Source organism: [Bacillus] caldolyticus, assembly GCF_003595605.1.
GTDB classification, from domain to species: domain Bacteria; phylum Bacillota; class Bacilli; order Bacillales; family Anoxybacillaceae; genus Geobacillus; species Geobacillus thermoleovorans.
The window spans coordinates 2,261,714-2,280,071 of sequence record NZ_CP025074.1 but is presented as its reverse complement, the minus strand read 5'-3'; the positions used below and the strand labels follow the sequence as shown (position 1 = coordinate 2,280,071).

Annotated in this window: 15 protein-coding genes and 3 pseudogenes; 4 read left to right on the top strand and 14 right to left on the bottom strand. The window is 54.4% G+C overall.

What is annotated here, in order from left to right; translation table 11 throughout:
• Positions 1–118: 118 nt before the first annotated feature.
• From CWI35_RS11840 to CWI35_RS11830, 3 genes are all read right to left on the bottom strand, one after another.
• Complete coding sequence (locus CWI35_RS11840) at positions 119–1,660, bottom strand: response regulator transcription factor (protein ID WP_119877781.1); 1,542 nt, start codon at positions 1,658–1,660, stop codon at positions 119–121.
• Positions 1,638–3,107: a sensor histidine kinase gene (locus CWI35_RS11835; protein WP_119877780.1), complete on the bottom strand. Its 1,470-nt coding sequence runs from the start codon at positions 3,105–3,107 to the stop codon at positions 1,638–1,640. Before CWI35_RS11835 ends, CWI35_RS11840 begins: the two co-directional genes overlap by 23 nt.
• 165 nt (positions 3,108–3,272) lie before the next feature.
• Positions 3,273–4,286 carry a sugar-binding protein gene (locus CWI35_RS11830; RefSeq protein ID WP_119877779.1) on the bottom strand — a complete coding sequence of 338 codons (1,014 nt, stop codon included), beginning with the start codon at positions 4,284–4,286 and terminating at the stop codon, positions 3,273–3,275.
• Between the two features lie 455 nt (positions 4,287–4,741).
• On the opposite strand from CWI35_RS11830, the gene CWI35_RS11825 reads away from it, so the two are divergent.
• Positions 4,742–5,443, top strand: coding sequence for a hypothetical protein (locus CWI35_RS11825; protein WP_119877778.1), 702 nt, complete (start codon positions 4,742–4,744; stop codon positions 5,441–5,443).
• A 289-nt stretch (positions 5,444–5,732) separates the two neighbouring features.
• Here CWI35_RS11825 and CWI35_RS11820 read toward each other — a convergent pair whose 3' ends face one another.
• On the bottom strand, positions 5,733–7,076 hold the full coding sequence (locus tag CWI35_RS11820; protein ID WP_119877777.1) for a 6-phospho-beta-glucosidase: 1,344 nt from the start codon (positions 7,074–7,076) through the stop codon (positions 5,733–5,735).
• Positions 7,077–7,200: 124 nt separating this feature from the next.
• Between CWI35_RS11820 and CWI35_RS11815 the strand changes: the two genes are divergently transcribed.
• Positions 7,201–7,968: a MurR/RpiR family transcriptional regulator gene (locus CWI35_RS11815; protein WP_015375932.1), complete on the top strand. Its 768-nt coding sequence runs from the start codon at positions 7,201–7,203 to the stop codon at positions 7,966–7,968.
• 466 nt (positions 7,969–8,434) lie between these two features.
• Here CWI35_RS11815 and CWI35_RS11810 read toward each other — a convergent pair whose 3' ends face one another.
• The 5 genes and pseudogenes from CWI35_RS11810 to CWI35_RS11790 all read right to left on the bottom strand — a co-directional run bounded on the left by CWI35_RS11810 (position 8,435) and on the right by CWI35_RS11790 (position 13,752).
• On the bottom strand, positions 8,435–9,796 hold the full coding sequence (locus tag CWI35_RS11810) for an FAD-binding oxidoreductase (protein ID WP_119877776.1): 1,362 nt from the start codon (positions 9,794–9,796) through the stop codon (positions 8,435–8,437).
• Positions 9,797–9,905: 109 nt separating this feature from the next.
• Positions 9,906–10,100 (bottom strand): annotated as a pseudogene (locus tag CWI35_RS11805) (transketolase C-terminal domain-containing protein); the annotation flags it as partial.
• Positions 10,101–10,498: 398 nt separating this feature from the next.
• A pseudogene (locus CWI35_RS11800) lies at positions 10,499–11,284 on the bottom strand (alpha-ketoacid dehydrogenase subunit beta); the annotation flags it as partial.
• Positions 11,285–12,364, bottom strand: a complete 1,080-nt coding sequence (gene pdhA / locus CWI35_RS11795) for a pyruvate dehydrogenase (acetyl-transferring) E1 component subunit alpha (protein ID WP_119877775.1) — start codon at positions 12,362–12,364, stop codon at positions 11,285–11,287.
• 86 nt (positions 12,365–12,450) lie between these two features.
• The gene (locus CWI35_RS11790; protein WP_119877774.1) at positions 12,451–13,752 is read right to left on the bottom strand and encodes a dihydrolipoamide acetyltransferase family protein; all 1,302 of its coding nucleotides are present in this window, start codon (positions 13,750–13,752) and stop codon (positions 12,451–12,453) included.
• A 477-nt stretch (positions 13,753–14,229) separates the two neighbouring features.
• Between CWI35_RS11790 and gloA2 the strand changes: the two genes are divergently transcribed.
• Both gloA2 and CWI35_RS11780 read left to right on the top strand, forming a co-directional pair.
• Positions 14,230–14,616 carry an SMU1112c/YaeR family gloxylase I-like metalloprotein gene (gloA2, locus tag CWI35_RS11785; RefSeq protein ID WP_033011380.1) on the top strand — a complete coding sequence of 129 codons (387 nt, stop codon included), beginning with the start codon at positions 14,230–14,232 and terminating at the stop codon, positions 14,614–14,616.
• A gap of 98 nt (positions 14,617–14,714) precedes the next feature.
• Positions 14,715–15,701 (top strand): Gfo/Idh/MocA family protein, encoded by a 987-nt coding sequence (locus CWI35_RS11780; RefSeq protein ID WP_119877773.1) that lies wholly within the window; start codon positions 14,715–14,717, stop codon positions 15,699–15,701.
• A 95-nt stretch (positions 15,702–15,796) separates the two neighbouring features.
• Here the strand turns inward: CWI35_RS11780 and CWI35_RS11775 are convergent, their stop codons facing one another.
• The 5 genes and pseudogenes from CWI35_RS11775 to CWI35_RS11755 form a co-directional block, all read right to left on the bottom strand.
• On the bottom strand, positions 15,797–16,234 hold the full coding sequence (locus tag CWI35_RS11775; RefSeq protein ID WP_015375939.1) for a DUF4275 family protein: 438 nt from the start codon (positions 16,232–16,234) through the stop codon (positions 15,797–15,799).
• A 215-nt stretch (positions 16,235–16,449) separates the two neighbouring features.
• Complete coding sequence (gene arsC, locus CWI35_RS11770) at positions 16,450–16,869, bottom strand: arsenate reductase (thioredoxin) (RefSeq protein ID WP_011232692.1); 420 nt, start codon at positions 16,867–16,869, stop codon at positions 16,450–16,452.
• Between the two features lie 15 nt (positions 16,870–16,884).
• A pseudogene (locus CWI35_RS11765) lies at positions 16,885–17,085 on the bottom strand (arsenic resistance protein); the annotation flags it as partial.
• A 6-nt stretch (positions 17,086–17,091) separates the two neighbouring features.
• The gene (locus CWI35_RS11760) at positions 17,092–17,439 is read right to left on the bottom strand and encodes an ArsR/SmtB family transcription factor (protein WP_119877772.1); all 348 of its coding nucleotides are present in this window, start codon (positions 17,437–17,439) and stop codon (positions 17,092–17,094) included.
• 198 nt (positions 17,440–17,637) lie between these two features.
• Complete coding sequence (locus tag CWI35_RS11755; protein WP_119877771.1) at positions 17,638–18,021, bottom strand: DUF1360 domain-containing protein; 384 nt, start codon at positions 18,019–18,021, stop codon at positions 17,638–17,640.
• Between the last annotated feature and the right edge of the window lie 337 nt (positions 18,022–18,358).

The window sequence follows — 18,358 nt, the reverse complement described above, 5'->3', positions numbered from 1 at the left end:
ATCAGTGGGGCGGGCTTCGTTTCAGACGCCGGAAGAGGGCGGGGCAGCCTGCTTTGTCTGCGGGACTTACCTTTTGACTTGCCATGCACCTTCCTTGTTGGAGACAGCACTCCCCTTGTCAGCGCGCCTGCACTTTTTTCCGGTATTCGCTCGGCGACAGGCCGGTCTGCTTTTTAAAGACGCGGCTGAAATAGTTGGGGTCGTTGTAGCCGACTGAAAAACAAATTTCTTTTAAGCTTTGATCCGTCTCAGCCAGCGCTTCTTTCGCCCGTTCGATGCGCACGTTCGTCACATAGTCGATAAAGGTGATGCCAAACTGCTCTTTGAACAGTTTGCTGAAGTAGTACGGACTGATGCCCGCTTGTTCCGCCACCTCCTCAAGCGTCAGCGACTCGGCATAATGGCGGTCAATGTACTCTTTCGCCTTGCCGATTTTGCCGTGAGCTTGCTGCTGGCGCCAAACCTCGAGATCAGCGGCGATGCGGTCCAGTTCATCAAGCGCCGCTCGCTTCAATTCTGCCGCCGACCGGCAGGAAGCAAAGGAAGCGAGCCGCTCATAACGAATGCCCAGCTCCGATAGAAGACGCCCGAGCCACACAAAGGTCTCTTCCGCTTTGCGGCCGGCGGCCGGCAGTGAATGAGAAGAGGCCAGTTCCTCTATATACGTCAGACAAATCATCCGGGCTTGCTCGATGTCGCCAAGGCGCAGCGCTTCAAACAGCTGTTTATCCCGTTCCGCTTCCCCGCCGGCGCGCGTCGCTTCCGCCGGCAGAAACCCCACTTGTGCTTTTTGCCGGTCGGCGTAATAATGAGCGGCCGACAGCGCCTCATAGTACGAGGAACGAAGTTGGTCAAGGCGGGAAAACGGGGAGCCGAGCCCGATATACAGCGCGGCGCCGTACCGGGCCGAAAACTGCCGCGCCAAATCGAGCGCCAATGCCTGGATGACGGGCTTCCAGGCTGGCTCGCCATCGTTTGGGCTGCGGAAAAACAAGACCGGCAGGCGCCGGTTCGCCATCCGCCCGATCCAATAGCGCGTTGGCGCCTTCCCGCTAAGCTGCTTGTCCAGCCATGATTTCCATTCGTCAGCCACCCCTGCATCCGGGAACTGAATGACGAGGAACATCCCCGACGCAATCGAAAACGGCAGCAGTTCCTTCCATCGCTCCCACTCATCAGCCGCTACGTCTTCTGTCATGAGGACGGACAGCCATTCGCTTTCCACAAGCGTCTGCAACCGGCGAATCTGCTCCTCGAGCTGGCGGCTGCTCTCCTCGTGTCGCCGCTTGGCCGCCACTTCTTGGCTGACCCGTTCCAAAGCCGAAATGACCTCCTCCTTCCGGCTCGGTTTCAATAAATATTCCTTGACGCCAAACCGCATCGCTTGTTTCGCATAGTCGAACAAATCAAACGCCGACACAATAATGAACTCCAGATCGAGGCCGTCTTGGCGAATCGCTTCGATCGCTTGCAGCCCGTCAAGGCCGGGCATTTTGATGTCAATCAGCATGATATCCGGACGATAACGCTTGGCGATCTCGACCGCCTCGCGCCCGTTGGCGCCCTCGGCGACCACCTCGATATCCGGAAGGTGGTCGCTAATCATTTTGCAAAGCGCTCTTCGCTCCAACGCCTCATCATCGACGATCGCCACTTTCACCGTTCATCCCCCCTTGCCATCTTGGCAGCCATAACCGCACCGTCGTTCCTTTTCCTAGTGCAGACTCGATTTCGGCCACATCCATCACTCCGTAAAACAGCTGCAGTCGGCGAATGACATTGTGCAAGCCGATGCCGGTTGAATGGCCGCGCCCTTGCTCACGGCGCGTCCGCGGTTCTTCGCCGCGGATCAACGCTTCAAGCTCCGCTTTCACCTGCTCATCCATGCCAACGCCATTGTCGCGCACTTCCACAACGACCCGCCCGTTTTCGGCGAAAACGGACACGGACAGCTCGGCTCCCTGCTCGTACGTCTCAATGCCATGGATGAACGCATTTTCAATCAGCGGCTGCAACGTGAGCGGCGGAATCGGTTGATCGAGGCAAGATGGTTCCGCCTCTAACGAAAACTTGATCCGATCAAAAAACCGCGTCTGCTGGATGAAGAAATATTCACGGGCGATGCGCACCTCATCGGCAAGCGTCACCGTCCGCTGCAAATCGCCCAAGTTGTAGCGCAAAATGGCCGCCACCGCTTCAATCAGCCGCGACGTTTGCTGGGCGTCCTCCAAGTACGCCATCTTCGCAACCGTGTTCAGCGTATTGAATAAAAAATGCGGATTGATTTGGCTTTGCAAGCTTTTGAGTTCCAGCTCCTTCACCAGCCGGTCGAGCTCAGCCTTTTGTTTCATCTCCGCAATCAGCTGCTTTAAATTGCGGCGCATATCATTAAACGTGATCGTCAACAATCGCAGTTCGTCATTCGTCGTCGGCTCCACATCCGGCCCGTCCAGCCGCCCGTCAGCGATGGATCGGGCAGCGCGCGAGAGAAGAATGATCGGCTTCGTTACGTGGCCGGAAAAGAACACCGCCAGCAAGGCGCCAAGCAACAACGTCGTGACAAACAATCCCATTCCCATATAGCGGAAATAGCGGTTGCGCCGCTCCACTTCATCGTACCGCCGTTGGTAGGCCGTCAGCTCATCGTCAATCAAGTTTAACGTTTCCTCTTGCAAAAAGGACGCAATGTTCATCGTTTCATGCAAGTGGGACGAGTACAAGCCAATATTTCCAGCTTGAAAATGATAGACCGTCAGCGCCGCCTCCTCCAGCAAACTTTCAATCATATGTTCATAGTTTTCCGCCGCCAACCGGTCGGACAGCACTGGCAAGATGGCGCCGAGCTGCCGGCGGCGTTGCTGCAGCCAGCGGAACTCCCGCTCATAAGCGCGTGCATACCGTCCTTCTTTTTCCGAGACGTACGCATTGAGTTGTTCGGTCATCCGATTCGTCCGCTGCGACACCTCATTCAGCAACAGCAATCGGCGCATCCGTTGATCATAATCGCTCATCATCTCTTCGCTCGTCTGATACAAAAGAAACACCGCTCCGTTGAGCAAAAGCAAAAACACGGTAAAGCAAAGCAGCATCTTCGTCCGAATGTTCATCTCGATTCCACCCCGCTGTCACCGGCGCTTTGTTGCCTGCATCGCCCTGCCGCTTCAAGCCGAACGTGTTCGAACGTCAAGGACGGCCATCTCTCATGCTTTAGCGGTGTTCGCCAACCTTTCTCCGCTTTCAGCCCCCTCCCTACGGAGGCTTGGAAGGCGCCTTCATGGCGTGTTGACCTCATAATGGCGCGCCGGGCGCAGCGGCAAATCCTCTTTTCGGATCACTTTCGTCTCCGTATTCGTCACCGCCGGCACGTCTTTCCCGGCGACGATCTCGGCCATCATGTTGACCGCCTTGTATCCCATTTCATACGGCTCCTGCACCACGGTCGCCGCAATCGTTCCTTTCTGCAAATAGCGGATCGTCTCCGGAAGCGTATCAAAACCGATAATATACGTCTTTTGCTCGCGGTGAAACTGTTCCACCACTTGGGCAATACCGATCGCATCAAGCGCGCTTGTGCCGTAAAACGCATTCACATCCGGGTGCTTTTTCAAAATCGTATACGCCTTTTCCGCGGCTTGCACACGCGTAATGTGCGACTCTTCGATGGCGACGATGCGGATGCCTTTTTCCTGTCTCACCGCATCCTCAAATCCGCGCACTCGCAGCTGTTGGTGCGCCGCCGTCAAACTGCCGGTAATAATCGCGACCGTCGCCTTGCCCTTCGTATCCTCAGCCAACGCCCGTCCCGCGAGAAAACCGGCATAATAATTATCCGTTCCCACATAGGCGACACGTCGGCTCGTCGGGGCATCCGTATCGATCGTCACTACAGGAATATTCTTGTCCGTAATTTCGTTAATCACGGGGACAAATTCCGCTTCCGTCAACCCTTGTGTGATGATCCCATCGACTTTCGCCGCCGCAGCTTTTTTCAAAATGCGCAAATGCTCATCCATATTCGCCTGCCGCGGGCCGATATACTCAAGATCAACCCCCAGTTCTTTCGCCGCCGCTTTCGCTCCTTTTTCCACGAGCCGCCAGTAATCATTATCGAGTTCCTCTGGCACAAGCACGAAATGATAGGCCTCTTTTGTTTTTTCCGGAACCCGTTCCTTCTCTGATTTCGGATACGCATACACGTTCCAAGCGCAATAGGCGGTGAAGGAAGCGCTTGCAAAGAGCAGGGCGATGCCGCCCCCGTAAAACAGCCGTTTCCACCAATCGCGCATCTTGATCCCTCCTACCGCCATTGTACACGAATGCCGGGGCGCTAGCCTAGACAAAAGAAAATGGATGCCGTGTCTCTCCCTTCTTCCCGCCTGCCGCGGCCTCACATCGCCCTCCTCTTCTTTTCGACGTATATAAATGATGCCCTTTTATGCAAAAAATTCATTTACCTACCTTTTTTGGCTCTTCACCACAACATGTACTTGACAAGCAATACAGTTTCCTGCACAAAGATGTGCCAAAATCGCGGATTTGTTGATTTTCCCTCACAAGCATAAATAAGGTATGTTCAGAAAAAATCAAGTACAACTTTTGGTGAAGAGCCCCTTTTTTACATGGACAATATATGTACCTTAAGAAAAAATTCAAAAAATTTTTGATCATATTTTCCTTTCGATCCTGCTTCTTTTTGTCGAATAATGATATAATAGAAACGGAAAAAAAGGAGGTGAAGATGATGGAGCAGTTGTTAGAACGTATTTTTGATGAGCTGGCTTTTTTGCGGGCGAATATGGCAACGAAAGACGATGTGGCTGCGTTGAAAGATGATATTCGAGCATTAGAAAGTCGCGCCAGTCATATTGAGCAGACAATGGCGACAAAAGACGATATTGCCGCTATGGACAAACGCATTAGCCAGATCGAACAAACGATGGCGACAAAAGACGATATTGCCGCCATGGACAAACGCATCAGCCAGATCGAACAAACGATGGCGACAAAAGACGATATTGCCGCCATGGACAAACGCATCAGCCAGATCGAACAAACGATGGCGACAAAAGACGATATTGCCGCTATGGACAAACGCATCAGCCAGATCGAACAAACGATGGCGACAAAAGACGATATTGCCGCTATGGACAAACGCATCAGCCAGATCGAGCAAACGATGGCGACAAAAGACGATATTGCCAGCATCGAACAGCGGATGGCGACGAAAGATGATGTGGCAGATATTCCGTTTATTAAACAAGCGGTGATGGAAACGTTAGAAACCATCAATGAAATCCCAGCAATAAAACAAACCCTCTCTGAAGCGCTACGAAAACTAGACAATGTTATCGCCAGTCAAGCGCGGCAAGAGCTCGTTCTCCAATCACTTGCATTTCGCTCGCTTGAACAAGAAAATGAGATTCGCGCATTAAAAGCGAAATAATCTAGCCACGCAACAACACTTCTTACCGTAGCAATCAATCCTATACTAAGCGCAAAAAGCAACCGCATGCACGGTTGCTTTTCTCCATTTATGGAATGATGGATCAGGCGCGCGTAATGCTTCTGCCAACAACGATAAAACATAAATTGACAACCAAACAAAAACATCCGACACTGGCCAATCCGCAGCAGATCAAAAATGTCCCGTAACAATCGGAAGAATGCTTCTGTCGTATTTCATGACCAAGCCGCCTGTCGTCGGCGGCTTGGTCAATCCGTTCCTAAGCGGCTTAGTTCCCAGCCGTTGCTTTTGCCTGTTTAAAAAACTGCGGCAAATGTTCTTTATGCGCTTCAAGCATTTCGTCCAACATTTGTTTGGCGATGGTGTCAGACGGGACAAGCGGGTTGATCGTCATGGCGACGAGCGCGGTTTGGTAGTCGCCAGTGACCGCGGCCTCGGCAGCGACGCGCTCGAACGACTTGATTTGCTGGACGAGCCCACGCACCGCGACCGGCAAATCGCCGACGGCGATCGGTTTCGGTCCATCTTTCGTGATGACGCAGTTTACCTCCACCGCCGATTCCGGAGGGATGCTCGCAATGGCGCCGTTGTTTCTCGTGTTGACCGGCTGAATGTCGCGCTTGTCGTTGTAAATGGAGCTGATCAAGCTGCACGCGGCGTCGCTGTAGTACGCCCCGCCGCGCTGCTCGAGCTGCGGCGGCTTGATGGCCAAGTTCGGGTCTTTGTACAGCTCAAACAGCTCTTTTTCGAGCTGCTGCACAACTTCGGCGCGCGTCCCTTTCGTTTTCGCCGCCTCGAGCTCTTCAGCCAGCATTTTGTCCGTTTGGAAGTAATATCGATGGTACGGGCACGGCAATACTTTCAACCCTTTCAAAAAGTCCGGCTCCCAGCCAAGGTCAACGATGTTTTTCATCGTCACACCGGAGCGGTCTGGATGGGCGACGAGGTCAATCACCTTTTCAGTCACTTCGACTCCGTCCAGATAGACGTGCAAGCCAAACACCATATGGTTCAAGCCGGCAAAATCAATGTGCACGCGGTCGGCATCAACGCCAAGCAGCTTGGCGACGCCCATGCGCATGCCGATCGGCACGTTGCACAAGCCGACCACTTTCTCCTGTTTCGTATAGCGCAAGACGGCTTCCGTCACCATCCCAGCCGGGTTCGTGAAGTTGATAAGCCATGCATCGGGGCAAAGCTCTTCCATATCGCGAATGATGTCCAAAATGACCGGGATCGTCCGCAATCCCTTAAACAATCCGCCCGGGCCGTTCGTCTCTTGGCCGATCACCCCGTATTTGAGCGGGATGCGCTCGTCTTTCGCCCGCGCCTCAAGACCCCCGACGCGAAACTGCGTCGTCACAAAATCCGCCCCGTCAAGCGCCCGACGGCGATCCAAAGTCAAATGAATCTCGATCGGCACGCCGGCTTTTTCGACCATCCGTTTGGCCAGTGCGCCAACGATTTCGAGTTTTTCTTTGCCTTCCGGAATATCGACAAGCCACAATTCCCCGACCGGCAATTCATGATAACGCTTGATCAACCCTTCGACCAATTCCGGCGTGTAGCTCGACCCGCCGCCAATCGTCGCAATTTTCAATCGTTTATCCATATTCCTCTTCCCCTTTCGCCCTGTTGGGCATGGTATAATCAATGTAGGAATCAACCAGTGGGCTTGAAAGCGCCATCCTTTCCCAGCTATCGCACGTTCCGTCCCATGAAAGCGAGGTGTCCCGATGTTCACTCCTGAACAAATCGCCCAGTTCTCCGAGCTCGACTACGCCATTTACGACTATGTGATGAAACATCCGCATGAAGTCGCGTACATGCGCATCCGCGAGCTCGCCGAAGCCGTCCATGTCTCGCCGCCGACCGTGCTCCGCTTTTGTAAAAAGGTCGGATGCGAAGGGTTCAGTGAATTTAAAACGAAATGGAAGCTGTATTTGCGCGAGACAAAGCGAACCGCGATCATCAGCAGTCAAGAGGCGCTTAAGGAATTTTTCGAACGGACGCTGACCGCCGATTACGAGCGGACCATTCTGGATGCGGCAGCCGCGATCGCCCGGGCGGATCACGTCATTTTCGTCGGATCGGGCAGCTCCGGTATTTTGGCCGAATACGGCTCGCGCTATTTTTCTGCCTTTCAAAAGTTTTCTGTCTACATCAAGGATCCGTTTTTTCCGATTTACGGCCATTATTTCCACAACTGCGCCGTCATCGCCTTGTCGGTGTCTGGAGAGACGTCCTATACGCTCGCCCAAGTGCACCGGTTCAAGGAAAACGGCAGCACGATCATCAGCATCACCAACCGGAAACATTGCACACTCGCGAACATCTCGGACTACAACTTGACGTACTACACCACACCGGAGCGGATCGGGCAGACCGATGTCACAACCCAGCTTCCGGTCGTCTACTTGCTCGAACGGTTAGCGAAAGAAATGTATCGACTGCTGGGACGGAAGACGGAAACGATCGGAAAGGACAGCAGCCCAACCGTTTGAGCCCAACTCTGCTGATTGCAGCAACGCCATCGCCTTGTTGTTGGCTCCATCTACTATTACTAAACCGCGCCGGATGGCAAAAGTAAAGGGCATGGCGCCTTGTTGTAACAAAAGGAAAACGAAAAACAACTGTTTCTATGTTGTAACACTATGTTACAAAGGCAAGAACGGGCTGTGCATATAAGTTTTAGAAGGAAGGGGGGAACTAGGGCGTCCCGTTTCCTAGCAACCCTTCTCAAATGAAGAAATCTTGAAACACCCGTTTCTCTTTTTCCATGATGGTCGATCCAAGGGAACCGGCTGTTTTTCACCAACCTTTTCGCGGACAATGCGTTTGTTTTTGTAAACTCAGCCTTGACACTGTGGTGTTGTTTGAGGCACGCTTAGCGGATTTCTCCTTTGCGCCGCCCGCCGATCAAAAGAAACATCCCCGCCAACAGGCAGGGATGCAGAGCGTCCGCTATGATCAAAAAATTTTCCCCGGATTGAGAATGCCGTTTGGGTCAAACAGCTGTTTCAACCGTTTCATCCACACGACGGCGTCTCCTTTCTCCTCGCGCAAAAACGCCCGTTTGCCAAGGCCGATGCCGTGCTCTCCCGTGCACGTGCCGCCGCGCGATAAAGCGTAGCGGACGATATGGGTGTGCACGCGTTCGATCCGCGCCATCTCATCTGCATCGTTCGGGTCAAAGGCAAGCACCGTATGGTAATTGCCGTCGCCGACGTGGCCGAAAATCGCGGCGGTCATCTTCTGCTCGTCAACGAGCCGACGTGTATCGGCGATAGCGTCGGGCAGCTCGGACAGCGGCACGCACACGTCGGTGGAGAGCATCGCCTTGCCTGGATAGGCGGCTTGAATGGCAAACGCCGCATGGTGGCGCGCTTCCCACAGCTTCGCGCGGGCGAGCGAGTCGGTCTCGACCACAAACGAAACCGCCCCCTCCGCTTCGCACAATTCGTTGACAAGCTTTGTCCCTTCCTCGACGCTTGACGGGCTGCCGCTCAGCTCAATAAAGAGCGTCGGCTTCACCGGGTAATCGGTTTTTTTGTACGCATTGACCGCGGCGATCGTCGCCTCGTCCACCAGCTCGATTTTGCCGGGGCCGACGCCGGACCGCAAAATGGCAAACGCAGCCCCTGCCGCTGTCTCGAGAGACGGGAAGCACACTTTGATGGCGTTCGTCGCCTCCGGAATGCCGTGCAGGCGGACGACGAGGCGGGTGAATACGCCAAGCGTCCCTTCCGATCCGACGAACAAGCCGGTCAAGTCATAGCCGGCCGACGATTTCACCGCCAAACTTCCCGTCTGAATGACTGAACCGTCCGCGAGCACCACCTCTAATCCGAGCACTTGATCGCGCATGACGCCGTATTTCACGCAGTTCGTGCCGCTCGCGTTCGTCGCCGCCATGCCGCCGATCGTCGCGTCCGCCCCCGGATCGACCGGGAAAAACAACCCGTATCGCTTCAGCGCCTCATTCAGCTGCAGCCGCGTCACCCCCGGCTCGACGATGGCGAGAAAATCGTCCGGGCGAATGTCGATGATGTGGTTCATCAACGTCAAGTCCAAACTGATGCCGCCCGCAACTGGAATGACATGCCCTTCCAAGCTCGTGCCGGCGCCAAACGGTGTGACCGGAATGCGATGCTCGTTGGCAAACGCCATCACCCGGCCCACTTCCGCCGCCGTTTTCGGAAAGACGACGACATCTGGCTTGTGCGGCGCATGGTAGGCGATGCCTTTGCTGTGGTGTTCGAGCACCGTTTCATTGATGCTCACCCGCTCGCGGTCGCCGATCAATTCAAGCAGTGATTCGTATACGTTCATCGTTCTCCTCCTCACCCGATCGGATCAAGCGACGCCACCCATCGATGCGCCGCCTTTTCTCTTGACGCACTCTGATGGTGGATCGATCGACCCGGATGGCATGGTTCGTTTAGTAACGGAGCAACGTTTCAATTCCTTCCGCAATCCGCTCAGCGTTCGGCAGCCAATCATCCTCCACCGACGGCACCGGATACGGCGTGTCGTAGCCGGCGATACGCACGATTGGAGCTGATAGAGAAAAGAGCGCCCGCTCGCTGATCAAGGCCGCCACTTCGGCGCCAAACCCGCCCGTTTTCACTGCTTCATCCTATTTCGCGCAGGAGACTCCCACTTCAACGACCAAAGGGAGTAAGTGGGAGAGGAATGCGCGTTCCCCTTTTCTTTTGTGTATGATATAATAAAGGCGTGGAGAAAACCGTTTAATAAAGGCACTCCAATAACTGCTACTCGATGTATGGAGTTGGTTACAGGAAACGTTGTAACCGTAAAACATCGAGCGTAGATCCGTCTGTTGTGTGTGGAAGCCAAGTACTGCCAACAGACACACCGAGAGAATCGGTAACGATGCAGGCATGACCTGCGTCGTTGGGTAGTTGTCAACCTGCCCTGATGCAACCCCAAGTCAAGGAAGGAGGACGAAGTCCGCTTGTACTTCTGGGGAGTTGCAAGCCCCCACTTCAAGCGTTAGCTAAGTGGGGGTAGTTGACGGACGATCATCACCCGCCCTGTTTTTTCCACCGAAGTGATGATGGTGTCGATATCAAGCGGCTGCAGGCAGCGAAGGTCGATCACCTCCGCATTGACTCCTTTCGCTTGCATCTCGGCGGCGACTTTGGCGGCAAGCGGCACGGTCGCCCCCCAAGCAATGATCGTCACATCGTCTCCTTCTTTCACAACCCGTGCTTGGCCGAGCGGAATCGTGTACGGCTCTTCGGGCACTTCCATGCGAAACGCCCGATACAGCTTCATCGGCTCCAGAAACAGAACCGGGTCTTCATCGCGAATGGCGGAAATGAGCAGCCCTTTCGCATCGTACGGATTGGACGGCATGACGACTTTTAAGCCCGGCGAATGGGTAAACAGCGCCTCCAACGCATCGGAGTGCAATTCCGGCGTCCGCACCCCGCCGCCGTACGGGCTGCGCACGACGATCGGGCACGAAAACCGTCCGGCCGAGCGGAAGCGGATGCGCGCCGCCTGGGCCGCCAGCTGGTCCATCGCCTGGTACACAAACCCGAGAAACTGAATTTCGGCAATCGGGCGCATGCCGTTGATCGCCAGTCCAATAGACGTGCCGATAATGCCCGATTCCGCAAGCGGCGTATCAAACACGCGCCCCTCGCCAAACTGCGCAAGCAGCCCGTCCGTCGCCCGGAAGACGCCGCCGTTTTCGCCGACATCTTCGCCCAGCACGATGATGCGCGGATCGCGCTCCATCTCTTGGCGCATCGCTTCATTGATCGCTTCAATCATCGTCAATTCCGCCATTTATCTCACCCCGCTCCGTTGTTTGCGCCGCATCACTTCGTCTTTTTGCTCGGCCAGCAATTTGGGCGCCTCGCTGTACACACAATCGAATGCATCGACAATCGAACCGGACTTGCTGGCGATGGCCTCCTCGTACGCCGCGGTCACTTCATCATTCACTTGGGCGACAAGCGCGTCTTCCTGCGCTTCCGTCCATAATCCGCGCCGTTCCAAAAGCAGGCGCAGACGGCGGAGCGGATCTTTCGCCCGCCATGTCTCGACTTCTTCCGGCCGGCGGTATTTCGTCGGGTCATCCGCCGTCGTGTGCGGCCCGAGCCGATAGGTGAGCGCCTCGATCAACATCGGCCCCTCGCCGCGGCGAGCGGCTTCGACGGCCTGCTTCATCGTTTCGTACACCGCCAGCACGTCATTGCCGTCAACGAGCACCCCTTTCATCCCGTACGCAAGCGCCTTTTGCGCGATCGTCCGGCTGGCCGTCTGCTTCCGGTACGGGACGCTGATGGCGTATTGGTTGTTTTGGCAGAAAAAGATGACCGGCACGTTGTACACCGCGGCAAAATTCATCGCTTCATGAAAATCGCCCTCTGACGTCGCCCCGTCGCCGAAATACGCCACCGATACGTGCGGTTCGCCCTTCAATTTCGACGCCCACGCGCAGCCGACCGCATGAAGCGTCTGAGCAGCGATGATGATTTGCGTCGGAAAAATATTCACCCCATCCGGCATCCGTTTCCCTGACAAGCGGCCCTGCACGTAATGGAAAAACTGCTCAAGCGGCATGCCATGCATCAAGCATACCGCCACTTCGCGGTAGCTCGGGAAAATCCAATCGTCTTTATGAAGCGCAAGGGCGCTGCCGATTTGCGCCGCCTCTTGGCCGCTGAACGGGGCGTAGGTCCCGATCCGCCCCTGCCGCTGCATGCGCAACAGCCTCTCATCAATGACACGCGCCCGCCGCATTTCCCGGTAGGCACGAAGCAGCCACTCATCGGAAAACGCTGCCAGCTTCCCCTCGTCGCCGTTTCCGTTTTCGTCCAAAATTTGCACGACCTCGACCGACAATTGGTCCGGATCAAACATGGGTTTCCCTCCCATTTGTATTTTCATAGGCGGCTCGTTCCTTTTCCCATCTCGCCCTTTTCCAACATGGGGCAAAGGCCCGCCCGTCACCGCGCATCCAAAAGCAGCACTTCCGGATGTTCCAAATAGTAGGCCACCGTCCGCATAAACCGCCCGGCCGGCTCGCCGTCAATGACGCGGTGGTCAAAGGTGAGCGACATTCCCATCATATCGCGGATGACAATTTCGTCGCCGACGACAACCGGGCGCCGTTTGATCGCATGCGCTCCGAAAATCGCCACTTCCGGATAGTTGATGATCGGCGTCGCAAACCACCCTCCGCCCGCGCCGGTGCTCGTGATCGTAAACGTGCTTCCTTGCAGCTCGTCAAGGCGAAGCGCCTGGCGGTGCGCTTTTTCCGACAGCTCGGCGATCTCAACGGCGAGCTCGCGGATCGATTTTTGATCGGCGTCGCGGATGACAGGGACGACAAGCCCCGCTTTCGTCGCCGTCGCGATGCCGATGTGATAGCGCTTTTTCAAGACGATTTCATTCGTCTCTTCATCGAGCGAAGCGTTAAACATCGGATATTGCTTCAGCGCCCTTGTCACCGCTTTAATAATAAACGGCAAATACGTCAGCTTGATCTGCTCCTTGGCCAGCTCGCTGGCCAGGTTTTTGCGGATCTCGACGAGCTTCGTCACGTCCACCTCGTCCATGCCGGTCACATGCGGCGCCGTGTACGCCGATTTCACCATTTTTTCGGCGATTTTTTTGCGCAAGCCGCGAAGCGGGATGCGCTCTTCTTCTGGAAGCACACGCTCCATGCTGGCGATGGACGTCCATGCGGCTTTGTCCGCCTTTTGCTCTATCGCCGTGCCCCCAACTGGCAAAACCGCGGCCCCGCTCCTTTCACGTAGCTCTGCCACCGCCACGGCTGCTTCCCGCTCGCGGACATATCGCTCTAAGTCGGCGAGCGTCACCCGGCCGCCTTCGCCCGTTCCTTCCACTTCATCGATCGGAACGCCCAACTCCCGCGCCCGCTTGCGCACCGACGGCGCGGCAATCGCCCGCTTGCGCCCCACCGTTGGGCGCGGGGCTTCTATATGAACAGCAGACGCAGGCTCCTGAGCCAAATGGTCAGTCGGCGCCGCTTCGGCCGCCACCGCCGCCTCGGTTTCCACGACAATCAACGGCTCTCCAACCTTCACCGTCGCCCCTTCCGGCCCGGCAAGCGCCACCACTTTGCCAGCGACCGGCGTCGTCATTTCCACCATCGCCTTATCCGTTTGAATTTCAGCGATCGGCTGATCGGCCTTGACCACATCCCCTTCGCGAATGAGCCAGCGGATGATTTCCGCTTCATGCAGCCCTTCGCCGATGTCAGGCAATTTAAATTCGTAGATCATGCCATATCCCCTTCCCCTTGTTCTCATGCTGTGATGGGAAACAAACACAATGGTGCAGCATCAATTGGTGCGGCGATCATGAGGAAACATAGAAGTTAAGCGCTTACAAAAAACGTGGTGACCATTCGTTTTTTCTACCAAAATATCAAATGAATATTTTAAATTTTCCAACCTACAAGATTTATGATAGTCTATAGATTGTCAAACTGTCAATATAAGGAGAGCAGACATTTTTCGCCCACTTCGACAATCAACGACAGCAACTTCCATTATCGCAACATAACATTTTCGATTTCATTTGTCCCCAAACACCGGGAACGGGTCCAAAACGGCGGGGAGGCTGTTTTTCCCAGTATGAGCCATACAGGCGCCAATCGGCGGCATTGGGTGAAAAAGAAGTTGGTTTTATAAGGTTTTTCTAATTGAAAAATAAAACTAGTTCAACGGCATCACCCGTTTATATAAGGAGGAATTGACATGCGCCTTGCCACGATTCACCATATCGCTTTGATTTGCTCGGACTATGAACGATCAAAACGATTTTATACAGAAATTCTCGGATTTCGCCCCATCCGGGAGCAATACCGCGCTGAGCGCCGTTCGTACAAACTCGATTTGGAGGCTGATGGCGGCATTCAGCTTGAGCTATTTTCCTTTGAAAACCCGCCGAAGCGCCCAAGCTACCCGGAAGCGTGCGGACTGCGCCATCTTGCTTTGGCGGTGGACAACCTCGATGAAGCCATTGCCTACTTGCGCCAACACGGCATCGATCCCGAACCCGTCCGCGTTGATGAAGCGACCGGCAAACGATTCACCTTCTTCCAAGATCCGGACGGGCTGCCGATCGAGCTGTATGAAAACTAGAGAGAAAAGCACAGTTGCTCCATGACGATGACAAAACGAAGCCTCTCCGTTGATTTGTGGTACAATGGGGTCGATACAAATGAAGGAGGCCAAACAACATGATTCGATTCGCAACCATCGGCACAAACTGGATCACCGAAGCATTTCTTGACGCCGCGCGCCTCGTCGATTCCTTCGAACTCGCCGCCGTCTACTCGCGAACCGAGGAGACCGCAAAGCAGTTTGCCGACAAAGTCGGGGCGCCGCGGACGTTCACGGACTTGCAAAAGCTGGCCGAAAGCGACGGCATTGATGCCGTCTATATCGCCAGCCCGAACGCACTTCATGCCGAGCAGGCGATTTTGCTCATGAATCACGGCAAGCACGTCTTATGCGAAAAACCGCTCGCCTCCAATGCGAGAGAAGTCAAAGCGATGATCGAAGCGGCGGAGCGAAACGGCGTCGTGTTGATGGAAGCGATGAAAGCGACGCTGCTCCCCACATTCCAGTCCATCCGCGAGCACATCCATAAGCTCGGCCGCATCCGCCGTTATGTGGCGAACTATTGCCAATACTCATCGCGCTATGACGCTTATAAACAAGGAACGGTGCTCAACGCCTTCAACCCCGCTCTCTCGAACGGGGCGTTGATGGACCTTGGCGTCTATTGCCTGTACCCGATGGTCGTTTTGTTCGGCCAACCCCGCAGCGTGAAGGCGCAAAGCGTGAAGCTCGAATCCGGCGTTGATGGCGAGGGCTCGATCGTGCTCGATTACGGCGACATGGACGCGGTCGTCTTTTATTCGAAAATCACGAACTCACACTTGCCTTCGGAGATTCAAGGGGAAGACGGAAACATGATCATCGACGCCATCCACACACCAGCCAAAGCGGAAATCCGCTACCGCGACGGACGCGTCGAGGACATCACCGCGCCGCAGGACAAGCCGCCGATGTATTATGAAGCACAAGAGTTTATCCGTTTGATCGAAAACGGAGAACACGAATCGGCCATCAACTCGCACCGCCATTCGCTTTGGACGATGGAAATCATGGACGAAGCGAGAAAACAAACCGGCATCGTGTTCCCAGCCGACGATCGATAATAAAAAGGTTCCAACCTAGTCTTCCTGGGGCTCGGTTGGAACTCTTTTTCTTTCTGTCTCATTGGATTTCCTTGGCTACCGATAAGCCATGGCTGTCACCTTCTGCTAAAATACGGGCCAAGCCATCCGCTTTCATGCGTCATGACAAACGTCCAGTTGAACTCACTGTCCACCACATATAGATCGATTTTGTCGTTTTCCGCTGCCAGATCGGCGGCTTTCAATCCGGACGCATCCTCCACGGTGAACGCATCGTCGCCATGTTGAAAGAAAAGATAGCAACACGTTTTCTCTTCTTGATCAAACGCCATTTCCGCTTCTTCTCCTGTGAAACAGCCTCTCATCCCATAGCTGAACACATGCCATAAGTAGCCGTTGACTCCATTCCGATTACGAAGGTGGATGTGTTGTTTTTCTTCCGCTGTCAAATGGCCGGCAAACACCTCTTCCCACTGTTGTCGCCATTGCGCTCCGAAACCGGACTGTTTGCGGATTTTGATGTTTCGGCGAGCTAACTGATGAAATAACTCCATTTCGTTTCTCCTCCAGTGACCTAATGTGGCACCGCCTTCATCGATGTGCTCATTTCGTCTATCAACAAGATGGCTTCTCACCATCTTCGTCACACCGAGCGGTTTTCGTCCGCCCAGCCACTTCCCTGTTTCCGTCCGCACTTCGACGAGCAGTTGCTGCGCACCCTATGCAAGATAGTTTCCCCGCTCTTTGCGCCTGCCTCGCTGCACCGCCCCTATTCCCCCGTCTCGGCAAACCGGCGGATGCGCGCGCCGATTTCATCGCGGACGCGGCGGAACACCGCGAGTTTCTCCTCTTCGGTCCCTTCCGCTTTCGCCGGGTCGTCAAAGCCCCAATGGACGCGCTTCACGTGCGGCGGTGTGACCGGGCAGTGGTCGGCCGCATGGCCGCACAGCGTCACGACCAAATCAGCGCGGTTGAGGAGATCCGGGTCGATGACATCAGACGTTTGGTTCGAAATGTCGATGCCGACTTCCTTCATCACTTTCACCGCATTCGGATTGAGGCCATGCGCTTCAATGCCGGCGCTGTGCACTTCCCATTCCTCACCAAGAAGTTGTTTCGCCCAGCCTTCCGCCATTTGACTGCGGCACGAGTTGCCGGTGCATAAAAAGTATATGACTTTTTTCTTCATCGCTGGTTCCCACCTTTACGTTGATGTTGGATTGCCCGAAGAAAAATACTTTCGCTGAAACGCCAATGCTACGTTGACAAGCGCCAGCATCACCGGCACTTCAATGAGCGGACCGATAACTGCCGAAAACGCCGCGCCCGAATGAATGCCAAACACCCCAACGGCGAGGGCAATGGCCAGCTCAAAGTTGTTGCTCCCCGCTGTAAACGCCAGCGTTTAAAGTCAGCACCCGCAGCGGTCCGCGGGATTCGCTGTCTCGATTTTGCGAATGTTTTCGCCTTGGTCCGGAACGTACGACAACACCGCTTGCAGCAGGGAGTAGTATTCGCTTTGCGGCCGGAGCGAATAATACACCCATTGCCCCCTCCGCTCCTCTTGGATCAGCCCGGCGTCTTTCAACTTGCGAAGATGCTGGCTGATCGCCGGCTGGCTGGTCGAAAACACCTCCAGCAGCTCGCACACACAGCACTCCCGCTGATTCAAAATCGCCAAAATCGTCAGCCGCGTCGGATCGCCGAGCAGCTTCAACACCCGAGCGGCTGCTCCTATCTCCATTGCGAGTTGCGGCATATAACCTCCTCCATTCATCATCATATCATGATTTGCTTATATAAAAACGAACATCCATCATGAAACGGCCACGCCGACCAATGAAATGGTTTCCGTCAATCAGTATATAATTAAATAATGATATAAGTTAACCATGATGTATCGACAAAAGCAAGAAAAGCGAGCGTGCCGCATGTTTCCGCCGCACGCCCCCCAATGTCAGTCCATCCGCTTTTTCGCCGCCGACAGAAGATCGATTGCCTTCGTCCCCACCCCGACGAATGTTTCCAAAATCGCTTGCGCCCCAGCGATCGAAAAAATAAAAATGAACGGCATGGCGATCTTCGGGATGAATAAATACCCAAGCGCGAGAAACATCGCGCTCCATACGCCCGCGCACCAGTAACAGTTCAACAAATAGCCGAATTTCGATTTCGGCACTTTCTTGATTTCCGTACTCCCGTCTTCGTGTTGGATTTTCTCTTTTTTCATGAACGGATTGCGAATAAATTCCGTGATTTTATCAAAGACGATCAAGTGAGTGAACCGATAGCTGGCCAAAATGATCATGATGTACGTCATCCAGTCAAGTTCGCGAAGCATGGTGGGTTCCTTTCTTTTTCCATTTTTATTCTTTAGTATGAACCAAGATGCGTTTCTTTATGACCTCCGATGGTTAATGGAGCCGGTCGAGGGAAAGAGCGGAAATCACTACTCACATGTCACACCCTAACAAGGTAGAAACAAAGGATTTTTGTAGATTGGTTGGTTTTGTTATCCCCTCTTGTATATGCTATAATAGATGTACATTATAGCCAGCGTATGTCTCGTACATGTTTTTTCAAAACAGGCATATGCTATTGCTAAGGTGGTGATAGCGTATGCGCAGAAAGGAGCATCGCCAGTTGCGAAGATCAGCCATCTCAAGGCGAAAAGATGT